General features: G+C 52.6%; 17 protein-coding genes, 1 pseudogene and 1 riboswitch. Of the genes and pseudogenes, 7 read left to right on the top strand and 11 right to left on the bottom strand.

What is annotated here, in order from left to right; genetic code table 11:
* Positions 1-185 precede the first annotated feature (185 nt).
* From manX to mntP, 5 genes are all read left to right on the top strand, one after another.
* Positions 186-1154, top strand: a complete 969-nt coding sequence (gene manX / locus INT84_RS09775) for a PTS mannose transporter subunit IIAB (protein ID WP_194206626.1) — start codon at positions 186-188, stop codon at positions 1152-1154.
* A gap of 62 nt (positions 1155-1216) precedes the next feature.
* Positions 1217-2017 carry a PTS mannose transporter subunit IIC gene (gene manY, locus INT84_RS09770; protein ID WP_176918842.1) on the top strand — a complete coding sequence of 267 codons (801 nt, stop codon included), beginning with the start codon at positions 1217-1219 and terminating at the stop codon, positions 2015-2017.
* Between the two features lie 12 nt (positions 2018-2029).
* Positions 2030-2881: a PTS mannose transporter subunit IID gene (manZ, locus tag INT84_RS09765; protein ID WP_176918843.1), complete on the top strand. Its 852-nt coding sequence runs from the start codon at positions 2030-2032 to the stop codon at positions 2879-2881.
* A gap of 52 nt (positions 2882-2933) precedes the next feature.
* Positions 2934-3389 carry a DUF986 family protein gene (locus tag INT84_RS09760; RefSeq protein ID WP_194206625.1) on the top strand — a complete coding sequence of 152 codons (456 nt, stop codon included), beginning with the start codon at positions 2934-2936 and terminating at the stop codon, positions 3387-3389.
* Between the two features lie 199 nt (positions 3390-3588).
* Positions 3589-3767: riboswitch (yybP-ykoY riboswitch) on the top strand.
* Between the two features lies 1 nt (position 3768).
* Positions 3769-4332 carry a manganese efflux pump MntP gene (gene mntP / locus INT84_RS09755; protein WP_176918845.1) on the top strand — a complete coding sequence of 188 codons (564 nt, stop codon included), beginning with the start codon at positions 3769-3771 and terminating at the stop codon, positions 4330-4332.
* Here mntP and rlmA read toward each other — a convergent pair.
* The 6 genes and pseudogenes from rlmA to mgrB form a co-directional block, all read right to left on the bottom strand.
* The gene (rlmA, locus tag INT84_RS09750; RefSeq protein WP_194206624.1) at positions 4329-5123 is read right to left on the bottom strand and encodes a 23S rRNA (guanine(745)-N(1))-methyltransferase; all 795 of its coding nucleotides are present in this window, start codon (positions 5121-5123) and stop codon (positions 4329-4331) included. The genes mntP and rlmA overlap by 4 nt on opposite strands.
* 61 nt (positions 5124-5184) lie before the next feature.
* Positions 5185-6930 (bottom strand): peptidoglycan glycosyltransferase FtsI, encoded by a 1746-nt coding sequence (gene ftsI / locus INT84_RS09745; RefSeq protein WP_370529653.1) that lies wholly within the window; start codon positions 6928-6930, stop codon positions 5185-5187.
* A gap of 218 nt (positions 6931-7148) precedes the next feature.
* Positions 7149-7358 (bottom strand): transcription antiterminator/RNA stability regulator CspE, encoded by a 210-nt coding sequence (gene cspE / locus INT84_RS09740; protein WP_001062678.1) that lies wholly within the window; start codon positions 7356-7358, stop codon positions 7149-7151.
* Positions 7359-7397: 39 nt separating this feature from the next.
* Positions 7398-7519: pseudogene (locus INT84_RS09735) on the bottom strand (DUF2627 domain-containing protein).
* A 643-nt stretch (positions 7520-8162) separates the two neighbouring features.
* Positions 8163-8450 carry a YebO family protein gene (locus INT84_RS09730; RefSeq protein WP_176918848.1) on the bottom strand — a complete coding sequence of 96 codons (288 nt, stop codon included), beginning with the start codon at positions 8448-8450 and terminating at the stop codon, positions 8163-8165.
* Positions 8451-8522: 72 nt separating this feature from the next.
* Positions 8523-8666 (bottom strand): PhoP/PhoQ regulator MgrB, encoded by a 144-nt coding sequence (gene mgrB / locus INT84_RS09725; protein WP_176918849.1) that lies wholly within the window; start codon positions 8664-8666, stop codon positions 8523-8525.
* 161 nt (positions 8667-8827) lie between these two features.
* On the opposite strand from mgrB, the gene INT84_RS09720 reads away from it, so the two are divergent.
* Complete coding sequence (locus tag INT84_RS09720; RefSeq protein WP_194206623.1) at positions 8828-9064, top strand: YobH family protein; 237 nt, start codon at positions 8828-8830, stop codon at positions 9062-9064.
* A 40-nt stretch (positions 9065-9104) separates the two neighbouring features.
* On the opposite strand, the gene kdgR is transcribed toward INT84_RS09720, so the two are convergent.
* Complete coding sequence (gene kdgR / locus INT84_RS09715) at positions 9105-9896, bottom strand: DNA-binding transcriptional regulator KdgR (protein WP_176918851.1); 792 nt, start codon at positions 9894-9896, stop codon at positions 9105-9107.
* Positions 9897-10073: 177 nt separating this feature from the next.
* Here kdgR and INT84_RS09710 point away from each other — a divergent pair, with 177 nt between their 5' ends.
* Positions 10074-11447, top strand: a complete 1374-nt coding sequence (locus INT84_RS09710) for an MFS transporter (RefSeq protein ID WP_194206622.1) — start codon at positions 10074-10076, stop codon at positions 11445-11447.
* A 47-nt stretch (positions 11448-11494) separates the two neighbouring features.
* Here the strand turns inward: INT84_RS09710 and htpX are convergent, their stop codons facing one another.
* From htpX to INT84_RS09690, 4 genes are all read right to left on the bottom strand, one after another.
* Positions 11495-12376: a protease HtpX gene (gene htpX / locus INT84_RS09705; RefSeq protein ID WP_176918853.1), complete on the bottom strand. Its 882-nt coding sequence runs from the start codon at positions 12374-12376 to the stop codon at positions 11495-11497.
* 189 nt (positions 12377-12565) lie between these two features.
* Positions 12566-14614: a carboxy terminal-processing peptidase gene (prc, locus tag INT84_RS09700; protein WP_194206621.1), complete on the bottom strand. Its 2049-nt coding sequence runs from the start codon at positions 14612-14614 to the stop codon at positions 12566-12568.
* A gap of 18 nt (positions 14615-14632) precedes the next feature.
* The gene (gene proQ, locus INT84_RS09695; protein WP_176918855.1) at positions 14633-15319 is read right to left on the bottom strand and encodes an RNA chaperone ProQ; all 687 of its coding nucleotides are present in this window, start codon (positions 15317-15319) and stop codon (positions 14633-14635) included.
* Between the two features lie 98 nt (positions 15320-15417).
* Positions 15418-15915, bottom strand: a complete 498-nt coding sequence (locus INT84_RS09690; RefSeq protein WP_176918856.1) for a GAF domain-containing protein — start codon at positions 15913-15915, stop codon at positions 15418-15420.
* Between the last annotated feature and the right edge of the window lie 4 nt (positions 15916-15919).

The following is a 15919-nucleotide window of genomic DNA, read 5'->3' as shown; positions in this document are numbered from 1 at the left end:
ATTAATCTCCGTACAAATTTAAATTACGGATCTTCATCACATTATTTATTTTTTTACTAACTAAAATAATTCACTGTAGTAACCATTTTAGGGCCAGAGCAGAGATCTGAATCGATTCGGTTTCTGACGACGATTCGCAATGCATCTTATAGTCGATGTATTAACGATAATAAAGGAGGTAGCAAGTGACGATTGCTATTGTAATTGGTACACATGGTTGGGCGGCAGAACAGCTGCTTAAGACGGCAGAGATGTTGTTGGGGGAGCAGGAAAACGTCGGCTGGATTGACTTTGTCCCAGGCGAAAATGCAGAAACACTGATTGAAAAGTATAACGCTCAGTTAGCGAAACTCGATACCGCTAGCGGCGTGCTATTTCTCGTCGATACATGGGGAGGCAGCCCGTTCAACGCTGCCAGCCGCATTGTCGTCGATAAAGAGCACTATGAAGTCATCGCTGGCGTCAATATTCCGATGCTGGTCGAGACGTTGATGGGTCGCGATGATAATCCGACGTTTGATGAACTGGTTGCCCTGGCAGTCGAAACGGGTCGTGAAGGCGTGAAAGCGCTGAAAGCGAAACCGGTTGAGAGTGCCGCACCAGCCCCTGTCGCTGCTGCGCCACGCGCGGCTGCACCGGTCAAACCGATGGGTGCAAATGACTATATGGTCATTGGTCTTGCGCGTATTGATGACCGCTTGATTCACGGTCAGGTTGCTACCCGCTGGACGAAAGAAACCAACGTCCGTCGCATCATCGTCGTCAGTGACGAAGTCGCGGCAGACACCGTGCGTAAAACCCTGTTAACTCAGGTTGCGCCTCCGGGCGTAACGGCGCACGTGGTTGACGTTGATAAAATGATCCGCGTTTACAACAACCCGAAATATGCGGGCGAGCGCGTCATGCTGCTGTTTACCAATCCAACCGACGTTGAACGTCTGGTGGAAGGTGGCGTGAAAATTACCTCCGTGAACATCGGCGGCATGGCATTCCGCCAGGGCAAAACTCAGGTCAATAACGCCGTTTCGGTCGATGAAAAAGACATCGACGCGTTCAAAAAACTTAACGAACGTGGCATTGAGCTGGAAGTCCGTAAGGTCTCCAGCGATCAGAAACTGAAAATGATGGAGCTGATTGGCAAAATCGGTAAGTAACGCGTCGCGCTGGTTATCATTCAATTTTCATATTTTAGTCTTACGTTTATAGGAGAAGTACAATGGAGATTACCGTTCTTCAGATTGTGCTGATATTTATCGTAGCGTGTATCGCGGGTATGGAGTCGATACTCGATGAATTTCAGTGCCACCGCCCGCTGGTCGCCTGTACCCTCGTCGGTATCGTTCTTGGGGATATGAAAACCGGTATTATTATCGGTGGTACGCTGGAAATGATCGCCCTGGGCTGGATGAACATCGGTGCGGCGGTTGCACCTGATGCGGCGCTGGCGTCTATCATTTCGACCATTCTGGTTATTGCCGGTCATCAGGGTATCGGTGCGGGTATCGCGCTGGCCATCCCGCTGGCGGCGGCAGGCCAGGTTCTGACCATCATCGTTCGTACCATCACCGTTGCATTCCAGCACGCTGCGGATAAGGCGGCGGAAAACGGCAACCTGACGGCACTGTCCTGGATCCACGTCTCTTCCCTGTTCCTGCAGGCGATGCGTATCGCGATCCCGGCGGTTATCGTTGCGGTTTCTGTCGGGACCAGTGAAGTCCAGAACATGCTGAACGCCATTCCGGAAGTGGTCACCAGCGGTCTGAACATCGCCGGTGGTATGATCGTGGTTGTTGGTTACGCGATGGTCATCAACATGATGCGCGCAGGCTACCTGATGCCGTTCTTCTATCTGGGCTTTGTGACTGCGGCCTTTACCAACTTTAACCTGGTTGCGCTTGGTGTTATCGGCGCGGTGATGGCAGTGCTGTACATCCAGCTGAGCCCGAAATACAACCGTTCCGCAGGGGCCCCGGTTCAGGCGGCTGGTGCAAACGATCTTGATAATGAACTGGACTAACAGGTGAGCGAAATGGTTGATATCACTAAAACTACCACCGAGAAAAAACTGACTCCGGGTGATATTCGTGGCGTGTTCCTTCGTTCTAACCTGTTCCAGGGTTCATGGAACTTCGAACGTATGCAGGCGCTGGGCTTCTGTTTCTCCATGGTACCGGCGATTAAACGCCTGTATCCGGAAAACAACGATGCGCGTAAACAGGCTATCAAGCGTCACCTGGAATTCTTTAACACCCATCCTTACGTTGCGGCTCCGGTTCTGGGCGTAACGCTGGCGATGGAAGAGCAGCGTGCTAACGGCGCTGAGATCGACGATGGTGCCATCAACGGTATCAAAGTTGGTCTGATGGGGCCGCTGGCAGGTGTAGGCGACCCGATCTTCTGGGGTACCGTACGTCCGGTGTTTGCCGCACTGGGTGCCGGTATCGCGATGAGCGGCAGCCTGCTCGGGCCACTGCTGTTCTTCATCCTGTTTAACGTGGTGCGTCTGGCAACCCGTTATTACGGCGTGGCTTACGGCTACCGTAAAGGTATCGATATCGTTAAGGATATGGGCGGTGGCTTCTTACAGAAACTGACTGAGGGGGCGTCAATCCTCGGCCTGTTTGTCATGGGGGCACTGGTCAACAAGTGGACACACGTGAATATTCCGCTGGTGGTATCGCGGATCACGGACCAGACCGGTAAAGAGAACGTTACCACGGTACAGACGATCCTCGATCAGCTGATGCCGGGTCTGGTTCCTCTGCTGCTGACCTTCGCATGTATGTGGCTGCTGCGTAAGAAAGTCAACCCGCTGTGGATCATCGTTGGCTTCTTCGTTATCGGTATCGCCGGTTATGCTGTTGGCCTGCTGGGTCTGTAATTAAGTGTTATGCTGCCGGGGCTCTGCCCCGGCTTTTTTTTGAGGAAAATTAATGACCCTGACCGATATCGTGCTGGTCGTGTTTATCGCCCTGCTGCTGGGATTTGCACTCTACGATCAGTTCATCATGCCCCGCCGTAACGGCCCCACCCTGCTCGCCGTGCCGCTGCTGCGCCGTAGCCGCATCGACGGTATTATCTTTGTCGGTTTAATTGTCATTCTTATCTACAACAACGTGAATGCGCATGGTGCAATTATAACCACATGGTTATTAAGTGCGCTGGCATTAATGGGTCTGTATCTGTTCTGGATCCGCATGCCGAAGATCATTTTCAAAAAAGCGGGCTTTTTCTTTACTAATGCATGGATAGAATATAACCGTATTAAAGAGATGAATTTATCCGAGGATGGTGTGCTGGTGATCCAGCTGGAGCAACGCCGCCTGCTGGTAAGGGTACGAAATATAGACGATCTGGAAAAAATATATAAATTACTCGTTACAAATTAACAGGTTATATTTATAGCCGCTGCTATATTTCCTTCACGCTGGTGTTCCTGAATATAGCCACGGCTATATTACCTGAGTAATACGCTTATATTTATTAACGTTTTATTCACCCATAAAACTAAATGAAAATCGTTATCAACTAGATAGCGAAATAATCATTTTTTGTTATTGTCTGATATTAATTAAATATGTTAAGGTTGCGCCCGTCATTGGGGAGTAGCCGATTTCCATATTCCCGGAAATGTACGTGTCAACATACTCGTTGAAAAACGTGGCGCGTACGGTTCGCAACACTGCGTTCAGGCGAGACCATAGGCGCATCAACCGCTGTTTGCTGGGGGTGGTGGTGTGTTTAATGGATCCCGGTCAGGACGCTTTTATGAATTTATCCGCTACCGTTCTTCTTGCCCTCGGCATGTCGATGGATGCCTTCGCTGCCTCTATCGGAAAGGGTGCCACCCTCCATAAACCCAAATTTTCTGAAGCCCTGCGTACCGGCCTTATCTTTGGTGCCGTTGAAACGCTGACGCCGCTGATTGGCTGGGCGCTGGGTATGCTGGCGACCCAGTTTGTGCTGGAGTGGAATCACTGGATCGCCTTTTTCCTGCTGCTGTTTTTAGGCTGCCGTATGGTATTTGAAGGCTTTCGTGGGAATGAGGAAGAGGAAGCGCCGCCGCACCGTCACGGTTTCTGGCTGCTGGTGACCACCGCGATTGCCACCAGTCTGGATGCGATGGCCGTCGGCGTGGGTCTGGCGTTCCTCCAGGTCAATATAATTGCTACCGCGCTGGCGATTGGCTGTGCAACGCTGGTCATGTCCACCACCGGTATGATGATCGGTCGCTTTATTGGCCCGCTACTGGGCAAACGGGCTGAAATTCTCGGAGGTATTGTGCTGATTGGTATCGGCATCCAGATCCTCTGGAGCCATTACGCCGGTTAACTCTCCCGCTGCCAGCAATGGATGCTGAAATCCGTCTGGCAGCGAAATGCAGACTGCGTCTTTAACGTTTCCCACACCTGCGGCTTTGCCCGCCATGCGAAAGGCGTCATTTGCAGCAGCGCCACCGCTTCTGCGCCATTGAGCGTCATGTCATAACCCAGCGTGTCATGCTGACGAAGCACAAACCCGGCAAGCTGCTCATTCGACAGTTCATGCAGATGGACTTGATCGTAAATCAGCCCCTTTAATTCCATAAGATGTCGGGGTCCCGGCGTTACCGTTATCACCCACCCGCCCGGCTTAACCACCCGCGCCAGCTCCTGCGGATTACATGGCGCATAGATGCGAATGATGACATCCATGCTCTGCGCGGTAAACGGCAGTCGCTGGCTGGATGCGACGCAAAAATTCACCTGCGGATAGCGTTTTGCTGCCGGACGGATCGCCGCTTTTGCCACGTCCAGCCCCCACGTTTCTCCGGCAATATCGGCAAACGCATGGGTGTAATAGCCTTCGCCACATCCTATATCGAGCAGCGCTGCCGGTTCCAGTACGCGCAGCTTTTCCACCAGCGCATCGCGTAGCGGCTGGTAGTGCCCGGCATCGAGAAAGGCGCGTCGCGCCTGCATCATATCCGCACTGTCTCCCGGATCGCGTGAACGTTTATGCTGTACCGGCAGCAGGTTAACGTATCCCTCTTTTGCCCGATCAAACTGATGCCGCTGCGGGCAAAGATAGCTGTTTTCATGCCGGGTCAACGGGGCATGGCAAAGCGGGCAACTGTAGGACATAACGACTCCGGGAAAAATTGAAGGGCGAAAGTGTAACGCTTATCGCCCCGTGAGGAAATCATTACAGTGTGGGAGGCTCCGCTGGTGAGGTATGCATCACCAGCAGATTTTTTGAATCGGCAGGCATGCCATCCGGCATCACGTTTTCCAGCCGCAATACATCCCCCATAATCTGACTGAAAACGGGCGCGGACACGGCCCCGCCGTAATATTTGCCATTTTGCGGATCGTTAATTACCACCACCAGCGCATAGCGAGGATGGCTGGCAGGCGCAACGCCCGCCGTGTACGCGACGTATTTATCAACGTACTTGCCGTCATCACCAATTTTTTTCGCCGTCCCGGTCTTCACCGCCACGCGATAGTCGCGCACCGCCGCCTTGATCCCGCCTCCGCCCGGCAGCGCCACGCTTTCCATCATGTGCTCAACCTGATGGACAATTTCTTCCGGCATCACCCGCTTGCCGATTACCGGCGGATCGATACGGGTGATCGACAGCGGCTTCTCAAGACCGAAACTGCCAATAGTTGCATAAACATGCGCCAGCTGTAGCGGCGTCACCATCAGGCCGTAGCCAAATGAAAAGGTCGCCCGGTCGAGTAAGCCCCAGTATCGACGCTGTGGCATCAGCCCGCTACTTTCCCCTGTCAGGCCAAGCCCCGTCGGTTCACCAAAGCCAAAGCCCTCATACGTATCCAGCAGATGCTGTACAGGCATAGCCAGCGAAAGCCGGGAAACGCCGGTATCACTCGATTTTTGCAAAATACCGGTCAATGTCAGTTCCGGATAGTAGCCCACGTCGCGAATGCGATGACCGTCCAGGGTATAGGGATGGGTATCGACCACGCTGTCAGGTTGCACAATGCCCTGCTGAAGTGCGGTCATGATCACCAGCGGTTTTACCGTCGAGCCCGGCTCAAAGGTATCGCTAATCGCCCGGTTGCGAAAATCATCCAGCGTCGCATTTTCCCGATTATTCGGATTAAAGTCCGGGTAGCTCGCCATTGAGAGGATCTCCCCGGTATCAATCTTAATTAATACCGCCGCCCCCGACTGTGCCTTGTTCCACCGGACAGCATTATCAAGCGCATCCTCCGTCACCGTTTGCAGACGTTCATCAATGCTGAGCTGAATATTGTGAGCCGGTACCGGCGTGACGTCGGTAAGATTTTCAATCACCTGCCCGTGACGATCGCGACGCACCAGACGTGCGCCCGCTTTGCCCGTTAGCTGGGCGTTAAAGCTTTTTTCCACCCCTTCAATGCCCTGACCATCGATGTTGGTAAATCCAATCAGATTCGCCGCCACGTGGCCCGCAGGGTAAAAGCGTCGGGATTCATCGCGCAGATTAATGCCCGGCAGATTCAGTTTGCCGACCCATTTTGCCTGCTGTGGATCGACCTGGCGTGCCAGATAAAGGAAACGCGAGCGCGGATGTTCATTGATGCGCTGTGCCAAAGTATCTAAGGGCATGTGTAACAGTTTTGCCAGCGCCTGCCAGCGCGCATCCGTTCCCGGACCGCCTTTTTGCAGCAGCGTATAGGGATCGGCCCAGATGGCACTGACCGGGACGCTGACCGCCAGCGGCCTTCCGTTACGATCTTCAATCATCCCGCGCGGTGCCTCTGACGGAATTTCACGCAGCGAGCGCATATCTTCTTGCTGAACCAGCTTATCCGGCTCCACGATTTGCAACCAGCCGACACGCACCAGCAGAACGGTCAGACAGCCTAAAATCGCAACGCACACCATGCCAAAACGCAGTGCAGTGAAATGATTACCCGAATTGATGCTTTTATGCTGCACGCAGACTCCATTCGTCCATTACAAAGCTATGATCGGGCAGGAGAATACCTTGTACGCCGGGTCAGCGGTGAGAATTATGATGTCGTTTTGCAACAAACCACGACGAGAAGAGGCGTACTGTAACACTTTGAAAAAATGTCGTAAAAAAGCCCCGCGCTGGCGAGGCTTTAAAGCTGATAGTGATGCGCATGCGCGCGACAAGATCAGTGGTTTCAGATTCAGATTGCGGTTACGTTAACAGCAGCCGGGCCTTTCTGACCGTCCTGAATTTCGAACTCAACGTTCTGGCCTTCAGCCAGAGTTTTGAAGCCGTTACCCTGGATGGCAGAGAAGTGTACAAACACGTCTTTGCTGCCGTCAGCAGGCGTAATGAAACCAAAACCTTTAGATTCGTTGAACCACTTAACTTGACCTTTGATCTTCGCCATTTGCAAAATTCCTTTGAGAGTTTTCTTCGCCCGGAGGCTCTAACATGGATAAACCTGAGACATTACATTACTGCATGAGGCACTAATAAAAGGTTCGGCAGAGAAGCGGTATTCAACGCAAGGTGTTTACTCAGGACTTCTTTACTGAAAATGCCACACATAAACAGAACTGTACCTCGTTTAACCTGAAGGTGTTATCACATACAACGTAAATTATGGCAAGCCATTTTTAAACGGGTATCGATCCATCGCACATATTTATTAGTTCTTTTTTGACCAACCCGCATTTTATGCGCTTTTTTGGGTAGCCAGCGTTGTACCACCCTCTGCTCCTGACGGCACGCCGAAGAAGGCAGAGCGGGGTTTTGCGCGGTAGTACATTAAATTCCAACGGTAAAGGCCGCCATTGCCTCTTACAACGTTTATCAGCAACTTAGATGATTTTGTGCATAGTTATGCGTAAAAAATCATAGACATCAAATAGCGCTGGCATACTTGTTAGCCACAATAGCGAAAATTTAATCAATGCGTAATGTTAATTAAATACTTTTATAGTGTGCACCAAAATAATGAAGCGCGGAAAGTATTGCATCATTGAAAGGCAATAAAAACGTTTCGATGAAGATAAGCTCTTTCTTAAAGAGATAATGGCACGAGGTTTTTAGGTTTATACAGCCCCGGCAGAGCAGGGATTATAATGTCGTTTTAATTGCCGGGTTTATGCGCAGCAGAGACAGGCTGTTTGCACCGATAGCGTGCAGGAGGGACCGGCAACGATAATGCATCGCTGCCGGGGTTCGCTGATTATCGTTCTGCGACCAGACGAATAAAATCGTCCTCTGCCGCTTCAGGCTTTTCAGGCTGGGCAACGGCTTCAGGCTTTTCAGGTTCGTTAGCTTCACAAAGACGGCGTAGCAACGCATTCTGCCGTTTTTGCTGATCGAGTAGTGCTTCCAGCAGTTCTATCTGCTCGCTGGTGCGAGAACTTGCCCGGTTAACGAAAAACCACAGCACCAGACCGACAGCCAGTATGACCAGAGAAACCAGCAGTGAGGCCAGATTAAGCGCCCCGGTACTCATTAAATCATTCATTTCACCACCTCAAAGGAAACACGCTATCTTACCACTCGCGGCGGGGAAGGAAATCACTGATGAAAAAAATGCTTACCAGGGAATGAATTTGTTTACCGCACAAATGCCGCTGAAAAACTGTACGTCCTGATCGCACAGAATATTGAGCAACTGGGTCCAGATGAGCAAACCGAGAACGATTGCCCCTACCAGCAGCACCCACCTAAATTTTTTCACTCCTGACTCCAGATCATCACTTCAGGCGACCAGGTTAACATGCGTATCTTAAACAGGGCGTTAACTGCACGTGTGTCACCTTCTTTAAAGAATTATCGTCTTGCACCAGGAAACCAGACCGGTAATCTTGCGTCAACGAGAGAAGTACAAAAGGAGTCCTCATGCGGCTTATCATACGCATTATCCTGTTACTGGCGCTGGTGTGGATTGGTTTATTGCTCAGCGGTTACGGCGTGTTAATTGGCAGCAACGTTAACGCGGCGGGCATGGGTCTGCAATGTCAGTATTTAACCGCCCGCGGCACCAGCACCGCCCAGTACGTTCACTCGGATAGCGGCATTATCGGGATGACGCGTTGTCCGCTGCTGCGTAAAAGTGAAACGGTGATAGCGCAGTAACCTTTACCTAATCACGCCGCCACTGGCGGCGTGACGGGCATCAGAATGGATAGGCGTTGTAGCCCATTTGTTCTGAAATCTTCCGTGCCGCCGTGTGCAGCATGGCCACATACTCGTGCAGACGTTCTTCAGAGAAACGCAGCGTCGGGAACGAGATGCTCAAACCGGCGATGACTACACCAAAACGGTCGAAGACCGGCACCCCGATGCAGCGCAGCCCCTCTTCCTGCTCTTCGTTATCTTCACCAAAGCCCTGCTCTCTCACCTGGTCGAGCATCGGCAGCAACGCTTCCGTGCTGGTGATCGTGCGTTCGGTGCTGCGTTTATACTCAACGCCTTCCAGGATCTGCACAACTTCATCACGATCGCGCCACGCCAGCAGCACTTTGCCTATCGCGGTGCTGTAGAGTGGGTTGCGACGGCCAATGCGTGAATACATACGCAGGTTGTACATCGAGTCGATTTTATGAATGTAGACAATACTGTCTTCATCCAGCGCGCCAAGGTGGATGGTCTCTTTGGTCAGACGCGACAGTTCACGCATCTGGATATCCGCACTGCGAATTAAATCGACGTTTTGCAGCGCGCGTGCGCCCAGTTCGAAAAGTTTAAGGGTCAGCGAGTATTTCTCGGACTCCCCTTCCTGAGCGACGTATCCCAGTGATTTCATGGTTTGTAAAAAGCGATAAACGGTGCTTTTCGACATCATGACGCGCTGCGACAGCTCGGTAATGCCAATTTCACGCTCTTCACCAAGCGCCTGCAGGATGCCAAAAACCTTCAATACTGAAGAGACAGAATCTGGCTGCTTGTCCAAATCTGCGAGTGCCATTTATCACCTCTGGGGTTTGTTTTATAAAAATCAGAACGAGTTTTTATTATAAATTCGTGCCCCCCCGGCCGCAACGGTTGTTCGGCTACTTCCTTACAATTCTGCGAACTAACGTTGAATTATCAGTGCTAAAATTATGTCCTGAATAATAATTTTCTCACCTTATCGTTTTACACTATGGATAAAACCTTTTCTGACGGTCTGCCCGTTGCTCAACGCTATGGGGCAATTGTCACCATTATTCTCGGCATCGCCATGGCCGTATTGGATGGTGCCATCGCCAACGTGGCGCTGCCCACCATCGCGGGCGATCTCAATGCCTCACCAGCCGCCTCTATCTGGATAGTCAACGCCTATCAAATTGCGATTGTTGTCTCTCTATTGTCACTGGCGTTTCTCGGCGATATGTTCGGCTACCGGCGTATTTATAAAATCGGGCTGGTGATTTTCACCTTTTCATCACTGGCGTGCGCGCTGTCGGACTCGCTGTTGACGTTGACGCTGGCCCGTGTTGCGCAGGGTTTTGGCGGCGCGGCGTTGATGAGCGTTAATACAGCCCTCATCCGCCTTATTTACCCTCCGCATCAGTTGGGGCGCGGTATGGGAATTAACTCTTTTGTGGTCGCCGTATCGTCAGCCGCCAGTCCAACTATCGCGGCAGGTATTCTCTCCGTGGCGTCCTGGAAGTGGTTATTTTTGATCAATGTCCCGCTCGGCGTGATCTCCCTGCTGCTGGCCCTGCGCTTTCTGCCACCCAATAGCGCACGTAGCAGCACCCCGCGTTTTGACTTGCCCAGCGCGGTGATGAACGCCCTGACGTTTGGCTTGTTGATCGCCGCCCTGAGCGGCTTTGCACAGGGGCAGTCGAAGGAGCTGATTATAGTTGAAGTGGTGGTGATGCTGGCCGCGGGCTTTTTCTTTGTCCGTCGACAGCTTCATCTGCCGGTGCCACTGCTGCCAATCGATCTGCTGCGTATTCCGATTTTTTCCTTGTCCATTTGCACCTCCATTTGCTCGTTCTGCGCGCAAATGCTGGCCCTGGTTTCTCTGCCCTTTTTCCTGCAATCCATTTTGGGCCGCAGCGAAGTGGAAACCGGGCTGCTGCTGACGCCGTGGCCGCTGGCAACGATGGTAATGGCTCCACTGGCTGGTTATCTCATTGAGAAAGTCCACGCGGGTTTGCTCGGGGCGCTGGGTCTGATCGTGATGGCCTGCGGGTTGTTCGGACTGGCATTGTTGCCCGCCTCCCCCTCTGACTGGAATATCATCTGGCCGATGATCCTGTGCGGTGCCGGTTTTGGCCTGTTTCAGTCGCCTAACAACCACACCATCGTCTCCTCCGCACCGCGTCAGCGCAGCGGTGGTGCCAGCGGGATGTTAGGTACGGCACGCCTGCTGGGGCAGAGCATCGGTGCCGCGCTGGTTGCGTTGATGTTTAACCTCTCCGGCAATGCTGGCACGCATACTTCGCTACTGCTGGCCGGAACCCTGGCAACGGTGGCTGCCATCGTCAGCGGTTTACGCATTACCCAGCCACGGGCGCAGGCATAAAAAAAAGCCTGGCCGTGAAAACACGGTCAGGCTTTATCATTCAGACATTACTTCAGGTATTCGCCGCTACGCAGCGCTTCAATGCGTTTATCCAGCGGCGGGTGCGTCATAAACAGCTCGCTCAACGATTTGGATTTCCCGTTAATGCAGAACGCCATCATGCTGCTCGCCTCCTGCGGCTCATAGCTGGTTTTCAGGCGCTGCAAGGCGGCAATCATTTTTTCACGCCCCACCAGACGTGCCGATCCGGCATCGGCATGAAACTCACGGTGGCGCGAGAACCACATCGTGATCAGGCTGGCGAGAATACCGAACAACAACTCCAGCACCATCGCCACCGCGAAGTAGATCAGCGGATTGCCGTTGTTGCCCTCGCCTTCATCGCGGTTGCCGCCGAGGAAACCGGCTGCAATTTGAGCGAGGATACGGGAGATAAAGATCACGAAGGTGTTCACCACCCCCTGAATCAACGTCATCGTCACCATATCGCCATTAGCAATGTGGCTGATTTCATGGGCGATGACGGCTTCCGCTTCGTCGCGGCTCATGTTCTGCAACAATCCGGTACTGACCGCCACCAGCGAGGCGTCACGACGCGCACCGGTGGCAAAGGCGTTAATATCCGGCGCATGGTAGACCGCCACCTGCGGCATGGCGATACCGGCCTGGCTCGCCTGGCTGGAAACGGTCTGCATCAGCCAGCGCTCGGTTTCGTTACGCGGCTGCTCAATAACTTCACCGCCGACGGATTTGAGGGCCATCCATTTCGACATCAGCAGCGAAACGATCGAACCACCAAAACCAAACAGCAGCGCCATGATTAACAGGCCGGTCATACTGCTCGACTGAATTCCCGTCAGGCTTAGCACCAGCCCAAACACAACCATTACTGCCAGGTTGGTCATCAGGAAAAGCGCGATTCGCATCATAATATTTTTTAACCTCAGTTTAACAAAACGCACTATGCGATACCCATATCGTATGGGTATTACGCTGATTTTCAAGCAAAGCAGGACGCTAAGTTACGAGAATCACGCAACTTTACATTTTGAAGGGTATTTCTTACGTCAGGCAAGATATGTAAAAAAACAGGCACAATTTCTTGTGCCTGTAGAAGGTTATTTGCTTTTCGCGGGTTGTGCCGCAGGTTGCTCTTTTTCCAGATGGGAAAGATCCACTGCAATATGCACCGTCTCATCAAGATACGGATCCGGCTCCTGATAATCCTTCGGCAGATCCTCAAGTTTCTTCAGCAGCGGTTTACCTTCGCGTTTGAAGCGATCGTTAATCCGCGCCAGACGCGTGGCATCATCTTCGGCATTCTCTTTTTCACGCTGGGCGTAGTTCAGAGAAATCGTGTTCCGCTTATCCTTCAGGGCATTAAAACGCGCGATGTCCTTGATGATGTACTGGAACTCGTGATCTTCAGCGATACGCGCGTTGTGATCCTTCAGCAATTCCGGACCAAACGGCGTCAGGTCGCCTGACTTGACGAAGGTTGCCGCGTTAATGCTGTCCCACGGGAGCGCATTATCTTCGAACTTCTCACCGGTTTCCGTCTCTTCCGTGCCGGTCGGCATGAGGATATCCGGCGTGACGCCTTTACGTTGCGTACTGCCGCCGTTCACGCGATAGAACTTCTGGATGGTGTACTGCACGGAACCCAGCGCAGGCCACTCAGGACGTAGCATCTGATCGTAAATCCGGTTCAGAGAGCGGTACTGTTGAACGGTACCTTTACCAAAGGTTGGCTCGCCGACAATCAGCGCCCGGCCATAGTCCTGCATCGCCGCCGCGAAGATTTCCGATGCCGACGCGCTGAAGCGATCGACCAGCACTACCAGCGGGCCTTTGTAATACACCACGCCATCAGTATCGCTGTCTTCGCGTACCTTGCCGTTATTATCACGCACCTGCACCACCGGGCCGGACGGAATAAACAGACCGGAGAGCGATACCGCTTCGGTCAGCGCCCCGCCACCGTTAGTACGCAGATCGATGATCACGCTGCTGACGTTCTGTTTTTCAAGCTTCTGTAGTTGAACCTTGACGTCATCCGTCAGGCCGACATAGAAGCCTGGAATATCCAGCACGCCGACTTTCTCTTTACCGACGGTTTTCACCGACATCTTGACCGCGCGATCTTCGAGACGGATACGTTCACGGGTCAGGGTGACAATGCGCGTTTTGGTTCCTTTACCGGCAGGCAATACTTCAAGACGAACCTTGCTGCCTTTCGGCCCTTTGATCAGCGCCACCACGTCATCCAGACGCCAGCCGATAACATCGACCATGCTCTGTCCAACCTGACCCACGCCGACAATGCGATCGCCGACAGCGATAGCTTTGCTCTTCGCCGCCGGGCCACCTGCGACCATCGAGTTGATCACCGTGTAATCATCATCCATCTGCAATACCGCGCCAATCCCTTCGAGCGACAGGCTCATTTCGGTATTGAACTGTTCGGTATTACGCGGCGACAAATAGTTGGTGTGCGGGTCAATCTCATGGGCAAAGGCGGTCATCGCCAGTGAGAAGACATCTTCACTGTTGGATTGCGCCAGACGACGGATCGCGAATTTATAACGACGGTTCAGCGTCTCGCGGATCTCTTTGTCGTTCTTACCGGTCAGCTTCAGGCTCAGCTCGTCATACTTAACCTTACCATCCCACAGGGCGTTCAGTTCGGCTTCATCTTTCGGCCACGGGGATTTGCTACGATCGAGGTTAAACGTATCGTTGCCGGTAAAATCCATCGGACGTTCCAGCACTTTTAATGCGTACTGGTAACGTTCGAAACGTCGCTGTTGCCCAAGATTGTACAGCGCATAGAAAACGTCCAGCTTGCCGGAACGCAGTTCGTCGCCGAGGGTCGTTTTTTTATCGGCAAACTTTTCTACGTCGCTGGCTAACAGAACGTTATGGCTGTAGTCGAGCAGGTTCAGATAGCGATCGAAGATTTTGGCGGAAAAAGCCTTATCCAGATCGAACTGGCGGTAATGCGAGCGCGTAAAGCGCGAGGTGACGCGCTCGCTTACCGTAGAGTGCTGCACTTCTTCCTTAAGAACCGGAATTTGATCGGCACGGGTGATCTCGTCCACCGCAAAAGCATGGCCTGCCGCTAAAAACATGCCTGCGATTGCAGTGAGCTTAAAAAATGTGTTCATGCCAGGCCTGCCTCCGTTTCAGAACACCAGGTGTTCTGCGCGTACAATCATTGACATACCAGACGTCAGCTGTACTCGAACGCCATCTTTGGTGATTTCCAGGATGGTGGCATCCATGGCGTTATTCCCTGCCTTCACCTTCAGGGACTGGCCTACGGACAACGTAGACAGATCTGAAACTGGAGTGAGTTTTTCTTCACGAGCCACAGGCTGCGCTTTAGGAGCCGGTTTGGCGGCGCGAGGTTTGCGCTCACCCTCTTCTTTACGACGCACCTGAGGACGCGGCTTACGCTCGCGACGCGGTGCATCGGTAGCCTGCTGGCCTTCACCTGCGGCTTCACGTTTCTTCGCCTGCTGCTCAGCACGCTGTGCCTGCACGCGTGCTTTGGCTTCTTCCAGCTGCTGACGAGCGTGAAGCACGTGCTGCTCTTCGAGTTCGCCGCAGGCGTTGCCGTCGAGATCGACACGCGTCGCGCCAGCTTTAATACCGTACAGATAACGCCAGCTTGAAGTGTACAGACGCAGGGCAGAACGGAGCTGGGTCTTGCTGAGGCTCATTTCGCCTTCAACGCGGGAGACCAGATCCTGAAAAATGCCGATTTTAAGCGGACGCGCTTCCCCTTCAGCACTGAAGCACTGAGGAAAACGTTCGGCCAGAAAAGCGATAACTTCTTTACTGCTATTCAACTTAGGTTGATTTTCCATGAAATTTCCTGATTACAACGGACGTAGCCAACAAGCCCGCAGGCATGAACAGGCGTCATTATAATGACGCTATCGGTAATTGCTACGTTATCCGTTGATTATCCTGCTTTGAGGGCAAAGAATTTTTGATAATCACTGGCAGCAAGCAGCTTCTCAAGATGCCCGACCAGTTCGCTCAGCCCCTGTTCGTCCTCGGCGGTGAAGCGCGAGAAGACGGTGCTGTCGATATCCAGAACGCCAATAATCTGATTTTCTACCGTCAGCGGCAGGACAATTTCAGCATTGCTGGCGGAATCGCAAGCGATGTGGCCGGCAAAAGCGTGGACATCTTCAACCCGCTGGACGCGGTTTTCGGCAACGGCCGTGCCGCAGACGCCCCGTCCCACCGGAATACGTACGCAGGCGATTTTGCCCTGGAAAGGCCCTAATACCAGGGTATCCTCTTCCAGCAGATAAAATCCGGCCCAGTTTACCCCTTCCAGGCGCTCAAAAAGCAGCGCGCTGGTATTGGAAAGAATCGCCAGAAAACTGGTTTCACCTGCCATTAATGCCTTTAAATCACGGTTCAGATCCGCGTAAAATTCTGTTTTGTTCATTATC

It is taken from the genome of Superficieibacter sp. 1612_C1, from assembly GCF_015234305.1.
GTDB lineage: Bacteria > Pseudomonadota > Gammaproteobacteria > Enterobacterales > Enterobacteriaceae > Superficieibacter.
This window is presented reverse-complemented; position numbering and strand designations above follow the sequence as displayed.